Annotated in this window: 12 protein-coding genes; 6 read left to right on the top strand and 6 right to left on the bottom strand. The window is 64.0% G+C overall.

Annotated elements, in window-relative coordinates; all coding sequences use genetic code 11:
- Nucleotides 1–21: 21 nt before the first annotated feature.
- From QZH66_RS12445 to QZH66_RS12435, 3 genes are all read left to right on the top strand, one after another.
- A complete protein-coding gene (locus tag QZH66_RS12445; RefSeq protein WP_305806263.1) occupies nt 22–768 on the top strand; it encodes an S-methyl-5'-thioinosine phosphorylase in 747 nt (248 codons plus the stop codon).
- 90 nt (nt 769–858) lie between these two features.
- The gene (locus tag QZH66_RS12440) at nt 859–1065 is read left to right on the top strand and encodes a cold-shock protein (protein ID WP_305806262.1); all 207 of its coding nucleotides are present in this window, start codon (nt 859–861) and stop codon (nt 1063–1065) included.
- Nucleotides 1066–1354: 289 nt separating this feature from the next.
- Nucleotides 1355–2992: an acyl-CoA dehydrogenase family protein gene (locus QZH66_RS12435; protein ID WP_305806261.1), complete on the top strand. Its 1638-nt coding sequence runs from the start codon at nt 1355–1357 to the stop codon at nt 2990–2992.
- Between the two features lie 9 nt (nt 2993–3001).
- On the opposite strand, the gene QZH66_RS12430 is transcribed toward QZH66_RS12435, so the two are convergent.
- From QZH66_RS12430 to QZH66_RS12415, 4 genes are all read right to left on the bottom strand, one after another.
- Nucleotides 3002–4699 carry a diguanylate cyclase gene (locus QZH66_RS12430; RefSeq protein WP_305806260.1) on the bottom strand — a complete coding sequence of 566 codons (1698 nt, stop codon included), beginning with the start codon at nt 4697–4699 and terminating at the stop codon, nt 3002–3004.
- Between the two features lie 179 nt (nt 4700–4878).
- Nucleotides 4879–5241 carry a hypothetical protein gene (locus QZH66_RS12425; protein ID WP_305806259.1) on the bottom strand — a complete coding sequence of 121 codons (363 nt, stop codon included), beginning with the start codon at nt 5239–5241 and terminating at the stop codon, nt 4879–4881.
- A 127-nt stretch (nt 5242–5368) separates the two neighbouring features.
- Nucleotides 5369–5710 (bottom strand): hypothetical protein, encoded by a 342-nt coding sequence (locus QZH66_RS12420; RefSeq protein ID WP_305806258.1) that lies wholly within the window; start codon nt 5708–5710, stop codon nt 5369–5371.
- Between the two features lie 122 nt (nt 5711–5832).
- A complete protein-coding gene (locus QZH66_RS12415; RefSeq protein WP_305806257.1) occupies nt 5833–7008 on the bottom strand; it encodes a thiolase family protein in 1176 nt (391 codons plus the stop codon).
- Nucleotides 7009–7189: 181 nt separating this feature from the next.
- Between QZH66_RS12415 and QZH66_RS12410 the strand changes: the two genes are divergently transcribed.
- Nucleotides 7190–10024, top strand: a complete 2835-nt coding sequence (locus tag QZH66_RS12410; RefSeq protein ID WP_305806256.1) for an autotransporter serine protease — start codon at nt 7190–7192, stop codon at nt 10022–10024.
- Between the two features lie 68 nt (nt 10025–10092).
- Here QZH66_RS12410 and QZH66_RS12405 read toward each other — a convergent pair whose 3' ends face one another.
- A complete protein-coding gene (locus tag QZH66_RS12405) occupies nt 10093–11190 on the bottom strand; it encodes a Glu/Leu/Phe/Val dehydrogenase dimerization domain-containing protein (RefSeq protein ID WP_305806255.1) in 1098 nt (365 codons plus the stop codon).
- A 318-nt stretch (nt 11191–11508) separates the two neighbouring features.
- Between QZH66_RS12405 and QZH66_RS12400 the strand changes: the two genes are divergently transcribed.
- Both QZH66_RS12400 and QZH66_RS12395 read left to right on the top strand, forming a co-directional pair.
- Nucleotides 11509–15072: a methylmalonyl-CoA mutase family protein gene (locus QZH66_RS12400; RefSeq protein WP_305806254.1), complete on the top strand. Its 3564-nt coding sequence runs from the start codon at nt 11509–11511 to the stop codon at nt 15070–15072.
- 3 nt (nt 15073–15075) lie between these two features.
- The gene (locus QZH66_RS12395; protein WP_305806253.1) at nt 15076–16632 is read left to right on the top strand and encodes a hypothetical protein; all 1557 of its coding nucleotides are present in this window, start codon (nt 15076–15078) and stop codon (nt 16630–16632) included.
- A gap of 519 nt (nt 16633–17151) precedes the next feature.
- Here the strand turns inward: QZH66_RS12395 and QZH66_RS12390 are convergent.
- Nucleotides 17152–17536 (bottom strand): VOC family protein (locus QZH66_RS12390; protein WP_305806252.1); only part of this gene is annotated, 385 nt, incomplete at its 5' end.

The following is a 17536-nucleotide window of genomic DNA, read 5'->3' as shown; positions in this document are numbered from 1 at the left end:
CAAACGCATCAGGAAACAGATATGGAACACATCGCATTGGCCGTCATCGGCGGCACCGGCGTCTATACGCTGGCCGCGCTGGATGAGGTGCAGACCCACCACGTTGAAACCCGCTATGGCACGCCTTCCGGCCCGGTCCGGGTAGGCAGGCTGCTGGGCCAGCGCGTGGCATTCCTGGCGCGCCATGGCGAAGGCCACTCGCTGCCGCCGCACAAGATCAACTATCGCGCCAACCTTGCCGCGCTGCAGCAACTGGGGGCCACCCGGGTGCTGGCGTTGAATACGGTCGGCGGTATCACCGCGGACTTCGGGCCGCGCGTATTGGCTTGCCCGGACCAGCTGATCGACTACACCTGGGGCCGCATTTCCACCCTGTGTGAGGAGCCGGGCAGCGAGGTGCTGCATGTGGATTTCGGCCATCCCTATTCGCCGCTGTTCCGCCGCAAGGTGCTGGCCGCAGCCAAGGTCGCCGGCGTACGGCTGCAGGATGGCGGCTGCTACGGCGCGACCCAGGGGCCGCGGCTGGAAACCATTGCCGAAATTGCGCGGATGCGCCGCGATGGCTGCGATCTGGTGGGGATGACGGGAATGCCCGAAGCCGGCCTGGCGCGCGAGCTGGGACTGGAATACGCCTGCCTGGCGATTGTCGCCAACTGGGCCGCCGGCTGTGGCGATGCGGGCGAAATCACCATGGCCGAGGTGCTGGCCAACGTGGAGGTGGCGTCGTCGGGTTTGCCGAGTCTGGTGGCTGAATTGGCGCGGGGGTGATTGTCTTCCCGTTTCAAGGTTTGCATACTCCGCCAGTGCGCTTCATTCAGCGTGCATCAATCCATCAACAGAACAAGGTCTCGCATCACCATGCCGAACGGTACCGTCAAGTGGTTCAACGACGCCAAGGGATTTGGCTTCATCTCACCGGAGGACGGCAGCGCCGACGTCTTCGCGCACTTCTCCGCGATCAATTCCAAAGGCTTCCGCAGTCTGCAGGAAGGCCAGCGCGTCACTTATGACGTGACGCAGGGTCCGAAAGGCGCCCAGGCTTCAAATATCATGCCCGCCGAGTAACTCGCCGGTAGCGTGTTGAAACCCCGCCTCGGCGGGGTTTTTTTTCGTCCGGATGGGCCGCAATGCACCCGGAGCCGCTGCCGACGTGTACCCCAGGTTCCCGCCCAGCGACGCTTGCCCGCGTTTGGGCTGTGTCCGCGGCCGGCGGCAGCGCCGACGATCAGCGGGTGCAACGCCCGGCGCCGCCGGGGAATTGCTGTGACGCTGGCCGTTGTACGGATCAGAGCCCGCATCGCCGCAGGCGGCGGCATTGCGCCACAATCGCGGCAGGTGAGCGCAGGAGTGAGCCATGCAGCCGGAATTGCCTCCGTTCGAGACCCACGTGGTGGACAACCAGCCAGCCCCCTTCGCCGACCGCGACCTGTGGGCAGACGACATCGCACTGCGCGAGGCGGTGGTGCGCGAAGGCGCAAGCGCATTCGATGCCGGGCTCTGCGGCTATGGGGCCCTGGCGGGCGGCGAGCTGTACCGGCTCGGCTTTGACGCCAATCGCGATCGGCCGCGGCTGCGCACCCATGACGCCCAGGGCCACCGCATCGACACGGTGGAGTTCCATCCGGCCTATCACCGGCTCATGCAGGTGGCCAAGGCGCACGGGGTGGCCGGCTTGTCATGGCACAGCCCGCAACCCGGGGCGCATGTGGCGCGGGCCGCCCTCAGCTACCTGCACCATCAGGCCGAAGCCGGCACCAGCTGTCCGTTGACCATGACCCATGCCGCGGTCGCGGTGCTCCGGCAGGCGCCTGCCTTGGCCGACTGGGCGGACAAGGCGGCGGCGCCGCACTACGATGCGCGCGACGTGCCGGTTGCCGACAAGCGCGGCATCACCCTGGGCATGGGCATGACCGAAAAGCAGGGCGGGTCGGACGTACGCAGCAACCGCACCACCGCCACGCCGCTGGCCGCCCCGGGCGAATACACGCTGGTCGGGCATAAGTGGTTCTTTTCCGCACCGATGTCCGATGGCTGGCTGGTACTGGCGCAAGCCCCGGGCGGGCTTACCTGCCTGCTGATGCCGCGACGGATGCCGGATGGCCGGCGCAATGCGTTCCATCTGATGCGGCTGAAGGACAAGCTCGGTGACTGGTCCAATGCCTCCAGCGAAGTGGAGTTCTGCGGCGCCTGGGCGCAGCGCATTGGCCGCGAAGGCCATGGCGTGGGCACCATCATCGAGATGGTGATGCTGACCCGGCTGGACTGCATGCTGGGCGCGGCGGCGCAAATGCGCATGGCGTTGAGCCAGGCGCTGCACCATGTGCGCCATCGACGCAGCTTCGGCAAGCGGCTGGTTGAGCACCCGCTGATGGCCAATGTGGTGGCCGATCTGGCCCTGGAGTCCGAAGCGGCCACCGCGTTTTCGCTGCGCGTGGCGGGCGCGGTGGACCGGGCGCAGTGCGATACGCACGAGGCGGCCTTCGCGCGCATCGCCACTGCCATCGGCAAATACTGGTTGTGCAAGCGGGCGCCGGCCTTCGTCAACGAGGCGCAGGAGTGCCTGGGGGGCGCCGGCTATATCGAGGAATCGATGTTGCCGCGGCTGTACCGGCAGGCACCGCTCAATTCGATCTGGGAAGGCAGCGGCAATATCCAGTGCCTGGACGTGCTGCGGGCGTTGTCGCGTGAACCGCCAGTACTGCGGGCGCTGCAGCGCGAATTGCAGGATGCGTGTGGCCGCGATGCCCGTTACGACGAAGCGGTGCAGGCCATCCTGGTGCAGATCAGCGCCGCTCCCCTGATCGAGGCCAGCGCACGCCGGTTGACCGAAACCCTGGCGCTGGTGCTGCAGGCGGCGGTGCTGCTGCGCGCCGACAGTCCGCTGGCGCCGACCTTCATCGCGTCCCGCCTGGCCGGAGGGCGCGGACAGGCGTTTGGCACCTTGCCGGCTGCGACCCCGTTTACCTGCATCCTCGCCCGCGCATTGCCCTGAGCAGAGTGTTCAGCCGGGCCCATCCAGCGCGCTGTCGAAGTGCAGCACCCGGTTGCGCCCGGTGCGTTTGGCCCGGTACAGCGCCGCGTCGGCCTTGCGCAGCAGCGTGATGCCGGCCACGCCGTCGTCCGGATAGGTCGCTATCCCTACGGAAATGGTGGCCGGCGGCAGGGTCTTGCCGGCGAACGGTACCGACAGCTGCGACAGTGCATGGCGGATTTCTTCAGCATGGCGCCGGGCGTGTTCATTGCTGGATTCGGGCAGGATGACGGTGAATTCCTCACCGCCATAGCGGCAGGCGATGTCCTCGCCGCGCAGATGCGCGGACAGCAGCTGGCCAACGGCCGCCAGCAAGGCATCCCCGCCGCTGTGGCCGTGGGTGTCGTTGAACTTCTTGAAGTGGTCCACGTCCAGCATCAGCACCGACAGCGGCTGCGAGCGGCGGCCACAGCGCGCGATTTCGCGGGTCAGCGACTCTTCCAGATAGCGGCGGTTGTACAGCCCGGTCAGCGGGTCGCGGATCGACTGGAGGCGCAGCGATTCGCGCAGGCGCAGGTTGCTCAGCGCCAGCGACAGCTGCTCCATCGCCGATTCGGCGATGTTGAGCCGCTGCAGCGGCCCGGGGCCGGCACCGACCAGGAACAGGAAACCGAGCTGGGTACCTTGCGCCGACATCGGGATGCAGGCGGTGGCGACCGACTGGCCGGGGTCGGGTTTGGCGATATGCGGGCAGCCGGCATCCTGGAGTAGGTCGCCGATCACATGCGGGCGTCCGCGGCGGATCGCCCAGCATTCATCCGGGGCGAGGAACGCGGCGCTTTCCGCCCGTGGTTCGCCCCAGCTGACAATGCTTTCGACCCGGTCATTGGAGGCCCGCAGCAGGTACACCGAGCCGGCAACTTCGGGTAGCAGCGCGCTCAGGGTACGGGCGGTGATATCCAGCGCCTCGTCCGGATTGACGCAGCTCTGCAGCAGGCCGGTATAGCGGCTCAATGTCTGCAGGTCGGCCCGCGAGCGCTGCATCTGTTCCAGATTGGTGTTCAGTTGGGCACTGGCGATGGCGGCCTTTTTTTCCGCACGCGAGCGCCGGCGCAATTCGGACAGCAGCACGCCATACACCGATGCGACCACAATCAGGCCAAACGGAATGCCGGCCAGTGCCAGCCCCAGCAGCAGATCGGCACTGCGGCGTGAGCTGGCCGCGCGCTCTGCCAGCAGCCCCTGTTCCAGGTCGACCATGGTCAGCGCCTGTTCGCGGATCGCGCTGGTCGTGCGGAAGGCATTCTGGGTGATGGCCGCGCGCGCCGAGTCCAGGCCTTTGGCGTCATAGATCTCTATCACGCGCTGGATTTGCGCCAGACGCCGGCTGACCAGCTGGTCGAGCTTTATCGCGTTCTGTGCCTGCGGGGGGTTGTCGTCGATCGCGCCGCGCAGATTGCCCAGCAATACCGGCAGGCGCTCAACGCTGGTCTGATAGTCCAGCAGATAGGCCTGGTTGGCGGTCAGCAGGTAACCGCGCTCAGCCGATTCGGCGTCCAGCACGCGGGCCTGGATTTCGTCGATCCGGCCGATGACCTCATGGGTGTGGGCAACGCGTGTGGCATCTGCGATGAAGTGGCGGGCACCGATAAAAACGCCAATGCCGATCCCGATAAAAACCAATGCGGAGAATACAAGGGCGATTTTACTGCGGGTGCGTTGCTGCATCGCCAACCTGAGCGTAGTGAAAGACGCGGCCGGGGTTGGCCGTCATATCAGCGACTTGCCAGAACCATGCCAGAAAACCCGGACCTTGCAGCGGCCGGAGACGAGGACCAACGGACTGCCATCAACCAAAACGGCACCGGCCGGCGAAAGCCAACACGCCGGTGCCGGACAGCAGTCTATCAATGCTTGGCTTCGTCGGCTTTCCGGCGGATGTCATCGGCGGTCGCGCGGGTATGGTCGGCGACTTTCTGGGCGGCTTCGGCGGTGGCATGGGACGCATCGGCCGCGGCCTCCTTGGCTGCGGCAGAGGCGTCATCGGCGGCTTTGCCGGTGGCATCGGCGGCGTGTTCCAGCGCCTGCTGTGATTCCGCCGCGGCTTTGCGCGTCGCCGCCGCCGCCTCGTCAGCGGCATCCCGGGTGGCGGCCGCGGCGTGATCGGCCGCGGACTGGGCATCGCGCTTGGCCTGTTCGGCGTCGGGGCTGTTACAGGCGGCCAGGGCCAGCACCAAGCTGGCGGCGAGCAGCGGCATAAGTCTCTTCATTGCACTCTCCGGTGGAAGGGATCCGATCTGCAGAGTAGGCAAGTGCATATTCAGATTGCGTCAACAGGCATGAAAAAAGCCGCTGGCGAACCAGCGGCTTTTCAGACTCGCGTCGAAGCAGAAGTTATTACTTCTTGGCTTCTTCAGCAGCGTCCTTGGCCTTGCCGGCCACGTCTTCAGCAGACTTGGCGGCGTCGGCAGCGGCGTCGGCAGCAGCGTCGGTGGTGGCGCCAGCAGCGTGGGCAGCAGCGTCGCCAGCGGCGTCAGCAGCGGTGGCGGCGGTGTCGGCGGCAGCCTGGGCAGCGTCAGCGGTTTCAGCGCCGGCAGCAGCAGCCTGGTCGGCGGCAACCTGCGCGTCGGCAGCAGCTTCGTTGGCCGAAGCAGCGGCGTCAGCAGCCTGCTCCTGCTTGGAGCAGGCGGTCAGGGCCAGGCCCAGGGCCATTGCGATCAGCAGCTTGTTGATGCTCATTGTGTGAATCCTCGTCGATAGATTAGGCAACGCGCTATTGCGCGCCTGGAACATGATGACAAGCCAAGATTGACTGTCAAGCGAATGCGCATTCATTTTTGCGAAGCGCAGGTTAATTCCAATCAAATCAATTCGATGGCGATGGCCGTCGCTTCGCCGCCGCCGATGCACAACGCGGCGATTCCACGCTTGAGCCCGCGCTTGCGCAAGGCGTTGAGCAACGTCACCACCAGCCGGGCACCCGATGCGCCGATCGGATGGCCCAGTGCGCAGGCGCCGCCGTTGACGTTGATTTTGTCGTGCGGAATTGCCAGTTCGCGGATCGGCGCCATCGCCACCACGGCGAAGGCTTCGTTGATCTCGAACAGGTCCACGTCCTCGACCTTCCAGCCGGTCTTGACCAGCAGCTTTTCAATCGCGCCGATCGGGGCGGTGGTGAACCACTCCGGTTCCTGCGAGAAGGTGCTGTGGCCGACAATCCGCGCCAGCGGCGTCACTCCGCGGCGGGTGGCCTCGTCGCTGTCCAGCAGCACCAGCGCGGCGGCACCATCGGAAATGCTCGACGAACTGGCGGCGGTGACGCTGCCATCTTTCTTGAAGGCCGGGCGCAGGGTGGGGATCTTGGCGATGTCGGACTTGCCCGGCTGCTCGTCCTGGTCGAACTCCACCTCACCCTTGCGGGTGGCCACCTTCACCGCAACGATTTCATCGGCGAATGCACCGCAAGCCTGGGCCGCCTGTGCGCGCTTCACCGATTCGATCGCATAGGCGTCCTGCTCTTCGCGGGTGAAGCCGAACCTGGCCACGGTGCTTTCGGCGAATACGCCCATGGCCTGGCCGTCATACGGATTGGTCAGGCCGTCCCACGCCATGTGGTCCACCGCCTGGAAGTTGCCGTAGCGGTTGCCGGTGCGCGAGTTGGGCAGCAGGTGCGGGGCGTTGGACATGGACTCCATGCCGCCGGCGACGACGATGCTGGCCGAGCCGGCCTTGATCAGGTCATGGCCGAGCATGATCGCCTTCATGCCCGAACCGCAGACCTTGTTGAGCGTGGTGGCGCCGGCGCTGGTCGGCAGACCGGCCGCCAGCGACGCCTGGCGTGCAGGCGCCTGGCCGAGGTTGGCCGGCAGCACGCAGCCCATGATCACTTCGGACACGTCGGCGGCAGGAATGCCGGACTGTTCCATGGCGGCGGCGATGGCGGCGGCGCCCAGCGTGGGCGTGGGCACGCCGGTGAACTGGCCGAGGAAGGAACCGATGGCGGTGCGTTTTGCGGCGGCAATGACGATGTCGGACATGTGCAATCTCGTTTATAGCAGGCGGCAATTATCGAAAGACGCCGGAAAAGTGCCCAGTGGACCAATGGCACATACCCGGCAGACAGCGGACTGGCGATGCAGTATAGATGTTCGCCACAATGCGGCCGGCCTGCGTATCACCTGAATTGGCGGCTGCGACAAACCAGGGCGGAGTCGGGGGATGAACAAGAAAATGCGCGCTCGCAATCTGTTGGCAGCCAGTCTCGCCGCGGCGCTGGTGGGGTGTGGTGGCGGTGGTGGCACCCGCCCCGATCCCGTCCCGGTTTCGCCGCCGCCCACGGCGCCCCCGCCGACCCCAACCCCGCCGCCGGTTATTCCGCAGCCGGCGTTCGATGCGCATCTGGCGCTGACCAATGCCAGGGCGGCGCAGGCGGCCGGTCTCACCGGTGCCGGTTTGCGCATCGGCGTCATCGACTCGGGCGTCAACCGCAACCATCCCACCCTGGCCGGGCGCGTGGTGGCGAACTACAACTACGTCGATCCGAAGAAAAACAACCTTGGTGTCGATGACGTGGTCGGCCATGGCACCACGGTGGCGCAGCTGGCCGCCGGGGCGGCGGTGGGGCAATGGCCCGGCGGCATCGCGCCGGGGGCGCAGATCGTCTCGGCCCGCATCATCAATGACAAGGCGCCCACCGACGACGGCTCGGGCAAGGGCAACGAGGTCACCGGCGCGCTGGGGCTGGCACCGGTCCACCAGGATCTGATCAATGCCGGCGTACGCATCATGAACAATTCCTGGGGCGGGCTGTACTGGACCAATGCCAGCGCCACCGCGCCGATCGCGGCCGAATACCGGCCCTTCATCATCGGCAACGATGGCCTGGTGGTATTTGCCACCGGCAATGAAAGCAAGGCCAATCCTTCGGACATGGCGGCGCTGCCGAGCCAGCCGGGACCCGGCGGGACGCGGCCGGCGGCGGATCTGGAGCGCGGCTGGCTGGCCGTGGCCGCATTGGATACCGCCACCCCGACGCAGCTGGCCTACTACTCCAACGCCTGCGGTGTGGCGATGAATTACTGCCTGGTGGCGCCGGGAACGTCGATGTTCATCGGCCCCGATGCCACCGCCGGCAACCTGGCCTACTTCTATGGCAGCGGCACCTCCTACGCGACGCCGCTGGTGTCGGGCGCGGCGGCGCTGGTGTGGCAGGCGTTCCCGTATTTCAGCAACGACCTGGTGCGGCAGACGCTGCTGGGCACGGCCACCGATCTGGGCGCGGCGGGGCCGGATCCGGTGTTCGGCTACGGCCTGCTCAATATCGGCAAGGCGGTAAACGGGCCGGGCAAGTTCGACTGGGGCGATGTCACCGTCAACCTGGCTGGCACCTCGACCTGGAACAACGCGATTACCGGCAGCGGCGGCCTGATCAAGCGCGGCAGCGGCACGCTGGTACTGGGCCACGCCGGGCTGTATCTGGACTACACCGGCAGCACCCGGATCCAGCAGGGCACGCTGGTGGTGGCCGGCGACCTGCATCATTCCAATGTCGTGGTGGAAAACGGCGGCCGCCTGGCCGGCACGGCAGGGCTCGGGGCCAATCTGGCCAATGCCGGCATTGTTGAAATCGACAAGGCCGGCGCGGCTTACGGCGGCATCCGCATCGCCGGCGATTACACCCAGCAGGCAAGTGGCCGGCTGGATATGACGCTCGGTTACGGCCAGCTGCTGGTGGCGGGCAAGGCCACGTTGCAGGGCGGCGGCGTGCATGTGCTTGGGGTGCGTGACGGCTACGTCACCCGGGCGCGCGAATACGTGCTGACCGCCGATGGCGGCCTGAGCGGCCAGTTCGCGACGTTGACGTCCGCGCCCAGTGTGTTCCTGGAGGCGACGCTGGGCTACAGCCCCACCCAGGCGTGGATGGATATCAACCGCCTCAACGTGACGGCCGTAGCGATGTCGCTGAACAACATCAGCGCTGCCGCACTGGGCGCGGCGTCGCGGGTGGAGGCGGCGTTCCAGCAGATCGACGCGCAACAGGCCGGCGACGACGCCGCCATCGCGGACGGCTTCATCCGTGGTGCGGCGGTGCTGCAACAGACGTCCGGCAATGCCGCGGCGGCCGCCTCGCTGCGCAGCCTGTCCGGTGAGGCGCATGCCGCGGCGGCGGCGATGGCGTTTGACAGCATCGATATGCACCGGCGCGCGCTGTCTTCCCACTTCGACGACGGCGCAGGTCGCGCGACCACGGGTGGGGCATGGGCGCGCGATCTCGGCAGCGTCGGCCAGGGCAGTTACGCCGGCAGCGATTTCGACGTGGGCGGCTGGATGCTGGGCACCGACTACCGGGTCGGCGCGTCAGGCGTGGCCGGCTTCGCCTTTGGTCAAACCCGCGCCAACAGCGCTGCGGCGACGACAGCGCTCGATCGCGGCCGCGACCGGCAGACCCACGCGCAGGCCTTCGCCGGGTGGGAACAGACCGACAATTACGCGCTGGGCCAGCTGGGCACCGGCCACTACCAGCGGCAGATGGACCGCCGCCTGCTGCTGGGTGCGGAGTCGTACGCAGTAGCCAGCCAGTACGGTGGCCGCTTCTTCGGCGCCAGTGTCGAGGCCGGGCACCGTTTCGGAAATACGCACGCCGGGCTGACCCCGTATCTGGGCGCCGAATACACCCGGATCGACACTGCCGGTTTCAGCGAACAGGGCGGCTACGGTTTCGGCCTGCGCAGCGACGCGTCCACCGCAACCCGCACCCAGGCGCTGGCCGGTGTGCGCGGGCGCTACCGCTGGCAGAGGTTGGCGTTGAATGGCTACGCCGAATGGCAGCAGGCCCTGACCAGTGACGGCTTGATGCTGGCCGCCAGTTTTGTCGGCGTCGATGCGTGGGCGCCACTGGCCGGCATGCAACCGGCGCGTTCGGGCGGACTGCTCGGGGTGTCGCTGGATTCGTGGCTGACCGGCAACACGCAACTGGCGTTCGGTTACGACCAGCGCTTCGGGCCGCGCGGCGACAACCGCCAATGGGCGCTGCGTTACCGTTACGCGTTCTGAAAAACAAAAGGCGGGCGATCGATTCGCCCGCCTTTTGGCCATCTTCCCGCCATCGTCCGTGAGGGAGCTCAGTCGCCGCGCAGACTGCCCATGCGCGGGGACGTGCGGCCCAGCGGCAGTTTCAGCTTGCCGATCGACTGGATGCGGGTTTCTGCGATGCGGTCGGCCGCACGCTGCGGCGAGATGTCTTCACGACCGGACAGATCGAATACCCGGCCCAGGGTGTGATAGATGCTGCGGATCAGCCGCATCGCGCGCTCGCGGTTGTAACCGTCGATCTCCAGCGACACATTCATCACGCCGCCGGCATTGACCGCATAGTCCGGCGCCCACAGCACGCCGCGCTTGTGCAGCTCATCGCCCACCGCATGGCTGGCCAGCTGGTTGTTGGCGGTGCCGCAGATCACCTTGGCCTTGATCCGGTCCAGCATCGCCATCTCGATCGCGCCTTCCAGCGCGCATGGCGCCAGCACGTCGGCGGACACCTCGTAGATCTCGTCCGGTTTCACCGCTTCGGCGCCGTATTCGGTGACCGCCCGGTCCACCAGCAGCGGGTCCAGATCGGTGACATACAGCTTGGCGCCGCGCTCGCGCAGCAGCTTCACCAGCTCCATGCCGATATGGCCCAGGCCCTGCACCGCGATGCTGACCTTGCCCACTTCCTCGTGGCCGAATTTGCGGTTGATCGACGCCATCAACGCCTGCAATGCGCCGTAGGCGGTGAACGGCGCCGGATCGCCGGAACCGCCGTGGACCTGGTGCACGCCGGTGACGTATTCGCTCTCCAGGTAGATGTTTTCCATGTCGTTGACGTCGGTGCCGACGTCTTCGGCGGTGATGTAGCGCCCGCCCAGCGAGTCGACATAACGGCCGAATGCGCGGAACAGCACTTCGCTCTTGTCGGTTTTCGGGTCGCCGATGATCACCGCCTTGCCGCCGCCCACATTCAGCCCGGCCAGCGCGTTCTTGTAGGTCATGGTGCGGCTCAGCCGCAGCGCATCGCGCAGGGCGTCGTCGGTGTTGGCATAGGCGCGCATGCGCACGCCGCCCAGGGCAGGGCCGAGCGTGGTGTTGTGGATGGCGATGATCGCTTTCAGGCCGGCGTCGCGGTTGTGGCAGAACAGGACCTGTTCATGGCCGGAAGTCTCGAGGGTTTCGAAAAGCATGGGAGCTCCGATTGCGCGTTACTGCGACAACATCTGTGATCTTGCGGGTATCAGCAGGCCAAAAAACAAAAATGCGACTGCGTCGGGGTGGGTGACGGGGTCGCGGCGGCTCATTCTAAAGCATTCCTCCGCAAGCGGAGGTCGCGCTGGCCGGAGCGGGTGGCCGGCGCGTGCAAACCGATGTCATGCCGCTTTGAAGGTCTGTTCAACGGTTTCGCAGTCGTGGAAACGCGCAAAGGTCACGCTGCGCTGCAACCTGATCTGCGGGCGTTGCGGGTCTATTATCGGTTTCAACAGAAACTGGATGTTGCACGGCCCATGAGTATTTCCGCCTCCCCCCTCCCGCAGGCGCTGCCTGAAACCTCACCGCTGCGTTTTGTCACTGCCGCCAGCCTGTTCGATGGCCACGACGCGGCGATCAACATCATGCGCCGGCTGATCCAGGCGCAGGGCGCGGAAGTGATCCATCTGGGCCACAACCGCAGCGTCGAGGACGTGGTGCGCGCCGCGCTGCAGGAAGATGCCGACGCCATCGCGCTGTCCTCCTACCAGGGCGGCCACGTCGAATACTTCAAATACATGGTGGACATGCTGCGCGAGCGCGGCGCCGGCCATATCAAGGTGTTTGGCGGCGGCGGCGGCACCATCACCCCGGAGGAGATCCGCGAGCTGCAGGCCTATGGCGTGGAGCGCATCTACCACCCCAACGACGGCATGAAGATGGGGCTGGTGGAAATGATCGAAGACGTGGTCACGCGTGCCGGCCAGGCGCGCGACGCCCATGTCCGCGCCACCGCTTCCGGTGCGCCGGCCATCGAGGATGAGATCGCCATCGGCCGCGTGCTTTCGCAGCTGGAAGACGGTGGCTTTGCCGAGGCTGAACTGGCGCACCTGCGCAAGCAGTGGCAGCTGGCGGGCGGCAGGACGCCGGTGGTCGGCATCACCGGCACCGGCGGCGCCGGCAAGTCCTCGGTCACCGACGAACTGCTCAACCGCTTCCTGGCCAATTTCCCCGCCATGCGCATCGCGGTGGTCTCGGTCGACCCCACCCGGCGCCGTACCGGCGGCGCGCTGCTGGGCGACCGCATCCGCATGAATTCGCTGCGCTCCAAACGCGTGTACATGCGCTCGATGGCCACCCGCCGCCAGCATGCGGCGATCAACACGGTGCTGCGCGACTGCATCGGCTTCCTCAAATCGCTGGCCTACGACCTCGTCATCGTGGAAACCGCCGGCATCGGCCAGAGCGATTCGGAAATCGTCGATCTGGTTGATTTTCCGATGTACGTGATGACCAGCGACTTCGGCGCGCCCAGCCAGCTGGAAAAGATCGACATGCTCGATTACGCCGAGCTGGTGGTGCTCAACAAGTTCGACAAGCGTGGTGCCGAAGATGCGCTGCGTGACGTGCGCAAGCAGTGGAAGCGCAACCGCGTCGCCTTCCAGATGAAGGATGAAGACGTTCCGGTCTATCCCACCATCGCCAGCCAGTTCAACGATCCGGGCATCAGCTGGATGTTCGCCAACCTGTGCCGGCTGCTGCGCGAGAAGCTGTCGCTCGCCGGTTTCGATCCTGTCCTCGACACCACGCTGAAGGAGCCGCGCGCCACCGTGCTGATTCCCGGCAGCCGCGTGCGCTACCTGGCCGAGATCGCCGAGCAGGGCAGGGGCATCAACGCCCGCATCGACTCGCAGGCCGAAATCGCCGAGCGTGCGCAGAGCTGCTGGCAGGCGCTCAAGGAACTGGGCGATGCCGCACTGCCGGCCGCGCTGGATCTTTATGCTGCCGATGCGCTTGTAGAGCGGGGCGCGCCCCGCGCGGATGGCGCCGAGGACAGCGGGGCAAGCCCTGCTCTACAGGTCGATCGCTCGCTCTTGATCCTGCGCCAGCGCTACAACGACGCGGTGCAATCACTGGATTCCGAAGCGCTCAAGCTGCTGCGCGAATGGCCGGCGCGGCTCAAATCCATCACCGATGAAGTCACCGAATACCAGGTGCGCGGCAAGGCCATCCGCGTGGAGAACTACCGCGAATCGCTGTCGCACCAGCTCATCCCCAAGATCGCCGCGCCCACCTATCGCAGCTGGGGCGAGCTGCTGGTGTTCCTGCAGAAGGAAAACCTGCCCGGCTCCTACCCGTACACCGGCGGCGTCTACCCGTACCGCCGCAGCGGCGAAGACCCCATCCGCATGTTCGCCGGCGAAGGCACGCCCGAGCGCACCAACCGCCGCTTCCATTACCTGAGCGTCGGCCAGCCGGCCGCGCGCCTGTCCACCGCCTTCGATTCCGTCACCCTGTATGGCGAAGACCCGGCGCCGCGCCCGGACATCTACGGCAAGATCGGCAACTCCGGCGTCAACATCCCCACCCTGGATGACATGAAGAAGCTGTACTCCGGCTTCGACCTGTGCGCGCCCACCACCTCGGTGTCGATGACCATCAACGGCCCGGCGCCGATGATCCTGGCGATGTTCATGAACACCGCCATCGACCAGCAGGTCGAGAAATACCTGAAGGAAGATCCCGCGCGCTGGGCCGCCGCCGAAAAACAACTGGCCACGCTGTTCGAAGGCCGCGCCCGCCCGCAGTACCACGGCGAGCTGCCGCCCACCAACGATGGCCTCGGCCTGGGGCTGCTCGGCGTCACCGGCGACCAGCTCGTCGATGCGGAAACCTACGCGCGCATCAAGGCGCACACCCTGTCCACCGTGCGCGGCACCGTGCAGGCCGACATCCTGAAAGAGGACCAGGCGCAGAACACCTGCATCTTCTCCACCGAGTTCGCGCTGCGCATGATGGGCGACATCCAGCAGTACTTTGTCGATCACAAGGTGCGCAACTTCTACTCGGTGTCCATCTCCGGTTATCACATCGCCGAAGCCGGCGCGAACCCGATCAGCCAGCTGGCTTTCACCTTGTCCAACGGCTTCACCATCGTCGAGTACTACCTCGCCCGTGGCATGAACATCGACGACTTCGCGCCCAACCTGTCGTTCTTCTTCTCCAACGGCATGGACCCGGAATACACCGTCATCGGCCGCGTCGCCCGCCGCATCTGGGCACGCGCCATGCGTGAGCGCTACGGCGCCAACGAACGCAGCCAGATGATGAAGTACCACATCCAGACCTCGGGCCGTTCCCTGCACGCGCAGGAAATCCAGTTCAACGACATCCGCACCACCTTGCAGGCGCTGTATGCGCTGTTCGACAACTGCAACAGCCTGCACACCAACGCCTACGACGAGGCCATCACCACGCCTACCGAAGAGAGTGTACGCCGCGCGGTCGCCATCCAGATGATCATCAACAAGGAGCTGGGGCTGAACTTCTGCGAGAACCCGTGGCAGGGCAGCTTCATCGTCGATAAGCTCACCGACATCGTCGAGGAAGCCGTCTACAAGGAGTTCGAAGCCATCAGCGAGCGCGGCGGCGTGCTCGGCGCCATGGACACCATGTACCAGCGCGGCAAGATCCAGGAAGAGTCGCTCTACTACGAACACAAGAAGCACGACGGCAGCCTGCCGCTGGTCGGCGTCAACATGTTCCTGCCCAAGGAACATGCCGGCGAAGTGGCCACCGAGATCGAACTGATCCGCTCCACCGAAGAAGAAAAGCAGCAGCAGATCGCCAACGTTCACAACTGGCAGCAGGGCCGCAACGCCCTTGCGCCCAAGGGCGAAACCTCGCACGCCCACGAAGTGGGGCAGGGCGAATCAGCCGCTGAAATCCACGATGGCCACGGCCTGGCCTACCTGCAGAAAACCGCCCGCGACCGTAAGAATGTCTTCGAAGCGTTGATCGAAGCGGTCAAAACCCATAGCCTCGGCCAGATCAGCCACGCGCTGTATGACGTCGGTGGGGAATACCGGCGGAATATGTAAAAAATGGAGGGAAGGATGCTTTTATCTCAGGAAGTTCAGGCGCTTAAAAATCTAATTCGGGATAGCTTTCGGATTCGAGAGAATCAGGATCCGGTATATGTAGATCTGGGTGGAAATCTGCAGCGCTTCTCTAGTGCGCAGCATCAGGTCCTGTTCGGTCGTCGCGGTTCGGGTAAGTCGTGCTTGCAAGTGCATTTTCTTAGGCAGGCGGAGAGTAATAAGGATCCGCTGGCTATATATGTTGGTGTTGATGAGATCAAGAGGCTGGGGTTTCCGGATGTTCTGATTCGAATATTGCTCGGTGTCTTTCAACGCCTTCCGAAAGCTCATGGGCGGTTCTTCGGAGTGTTTGATACTCCTCAGAGTAAGATTGTTAAGTCACTAAATAAGCTTTTGGATGACCCCGAAAGTGCTGATGTTAATCAGACAGATACAAGTGATAGGGAGGCAGGTCTCGCTCTGTCGCCCGGGTCGGGTGCGCCCGGAGTTGATGTAAGGGAAAGGCGCGGCCGCGAAGTTGTGATGAGTTTTAAGAGTGCGAAGTTGGATTACCTTGAGCGCCACCTTCAGGATTATAAGGAGGCTCTTCGTAGTTCGATCAAGGGCGTTTGGCCTACCGTGTTTATTCTCGTTGATGATTTTTATCTAATAAAGAAAGATCTTCAGCCATATGTGGTTGATTATTTGCATAGGCTTTTTCGAGGAACAGATGCTTATTTGAAGCTGGGCACAATACGTCACAGAACGCAATTGAGGGTTCATGAGGGGCAGACAATTGGCGTCGAGCTGGCTCAGGACGTAGAGGAAATTAGCTTGGATAAGACGTTTGAGACGTTCGAAGATACGAATTCCTACTTGCACTCGATGCTCTCGGAAATGGGGAAAGTTGGCCATGAAAGAATGGATGTGGCAGCCCTGTTTAATAGTGATGCGGCTAGGGCGTTAACTCTGGCATCAGGTGGGGTTCCCAGAGATTTTTTGAATATTTTCGTTGATGCAATCGATATTTCGGTTAGGGCCGGGAGAACGGGGCGCCTCACTCCAACATATATTTACAAGGCCGCAGCACAGCATTCCTATCGTAATAAATTGGCAAACATTCAAGAGGAGGCGGGTTACGACTCCGAGGCATTGAGTAGGGTCTATGCTGATCTTGTCACATTTTGTTTGAAAGAGAAAAGGAAAACCGCATTTTTAGTTGGTATCGAGGATGCTAGAAAATATCCTGATCAAAATGAGTTGCTTCAGCAGTTAATGGATTTCAAGCTTATTCATATTATCTCGCAAAACACCTCTGCGGCATCGGGGCGGCAAGGGCGGTTTGTTGCGTATACGCTGGATTTTTCGATATTTATGGAGCCTCGGCGGCGCGGAATAGAGATTGTTGAGTTCTGGAAGATTGATGATAAGCGTAGGCCAATTGGTGTTCGTGAATCACCGGACTACTCCCTTGAGCGCGCGGCGGCGGCTTCTTTAAGCGGAAATGATTTGCGCGTCGAGGATATTGTTGATTCGATTGAGGTGGACGTTGATGTGGTCGTGCCAGAGATGGCAGATTAATATTCGAGCCCGTAGGATGGGGTGGCTTCACCAATTCATCAGCTCATTCAAATTGATCCAATAATACGGTCGGGTTGACTTCTTCTTATGGTCACCTGCTCAAAAGAGCATTGGTTGCGTCCTGTGTTCATAAAAGTAAGCCCCGCATTGCGGGGCCTATTTTTGTTTCGAAGAACGGGGTCGGGTTCACTTCTTTTAGGGCCATGGGCTGGGTTGGCTTTATCAACCCTGCACCTCTTTCGGATTGATCGGGCCCAATATCCAGTGGGCTCGCTCAGTCCGGCGGATAGAGCCTCGTTCCATCCAATACCCAAAGCTGGAATGTGGCCAATCCCAGGCGCACATGCGCATGGCTGTGCTGGGCCGCGTTCCAATGGTCCGGCGGGCATCAACAACNGATAGAGCCTCGTTCCATCCAATACCCAAAGCTGGAATGTGGCCAATCCCAGGCGCACATGCGCATGGCTGTGCTGGGCCGCGTTCCAATGGTCCGGCGGGCATCAACAACGACGAATGTGGTTACATGCTGTGGACGTGCAGGATGTTGCCGTCGGGGTCCTTGAACCAGATGCCCGCGAAACCTTCGGCCTTGTGCACGCCGCGCTCTATGTCCATGCCCAGATCGGGGTACTCCTCCAGCACCACTCCCTTCGCGACTAAGGTTTCGGCGATGGCCGCGACGTCATCGCCGCCGCTCCAAGCCACGGCGTTGCCCGTACCCGGGCGGATGCCTTCGGACCGGTAGACCACGAGCGTCGTGTCGCCCGTGCGGTATCCCACCACGCCGTCCATATCGTCGTCGCGTGGTTCCAGGCCTAGCGTATTGCTGTAGAAATCCCGCGCGCGGTCCAGGTCGCTGACCGCGACGATGGCGCTTGAGGTCTTGTCCTTCAACATGGGGCTC

This window comes from Stenotrophomonas sp. YIM B06876 (assembly GCF_030711595.1).
GTDB lineage: Bacteria > Pseudomonadota > Gammaproteobacteria > Xanthomonadales > Xanthomonadaceae > Stenotrophomonas.
The sequence above is the reverse complement of the archived record's forward strand: the minus strand, read 5'-3'. Positions and strand labels throughout refer to the sequence as shown.

What these genes read in the sequence shown, in the direction of transcription:
- QZH66_RS12400 (WP_305806254.1), top strand. Translation starts at nt 11,509, where the DNA reads ATGAGTATTTCCGCCTCCCCCCTCCCGCAGGCGCTGCCTGAAACCTCA.
- QZH66_RS12440 (WP_305806262.1), top strand. Translation starts at nt 859, where the DNA reads ATGCCGAACGGTACCGTCAAGTGGTTCAACGACGCCAAGGGATTTGGC.
- QZH66_RS12445 (WP_305806263.1), top strand. Translation starts at nt 22, where the DNA reads ATGGAACACATCGCATTGGCCGTCATCGGCGGCACCGGCGTCTATACG.
- QZH66_RS12410 (WP_305806256.1), top strand. Translation starts at nt 7,190, where the DNA reads ATGAACAAGAAAATGCGCGCTCGCAATCTGTTGGCAGCCAGTCTCGCC.
- QZH66_RS12435 (WP_305806261.1), top strand. Translation starts at nt 1,355, where the DNA reads ATGCAGCCGGAATTGCCTCCGTTCGAGACCCACGTGGTGGACAACCAG.
- QZH66_RS12420 (WP_305806258.1), bottom strand. Translation starts at nt 5,710, where the DNA reads ATGAGCATCAACAAGCTGCTGATCGCAATGGCCCTGGGCCTGGCCCTG.
- QZH66_RS12415 (WP_305806257.1), bottom strand. Translation starts at nt 7,008, where the DNA reads ATGTCCGACATCGTCATTGCCGCCGCAAAACGCACCGCCATCGGTTCC.
- QZH66_RS12395 (WP_305806253.1), top strand. Translation starts at nt 15,076, where the DNA reads ATGGAGGGAAGGATGCTTTTATCTCAGGAAGTTCAGGCGCTTAAAAAT.
- QZH66_RS12430 (WP_305806260.1), bottom strand. Translation starts at nt 4,699, where the DNA reads ATGCAGCAACGCACCCGCAGTAAAATCGCCCTTGTATTCTCCGCATTG.
- QZH66_RS12405 (WP_305806255.1), bottom strand. Translation starts at nt 11,190, where the DNA reads ATGCTTTTCGAAACCCTCGAGACTTCCGGCCATGAACAGGTCCTGTTC.
- QZH66_RS12425 (WP_305806259.1), bottom strand. Translation starts at nt 5,241, where the DNA reads ATGAAGAGACTTATGCCGCTGCTCGCCGCCAGCTTGGTGCTGGCCCTG.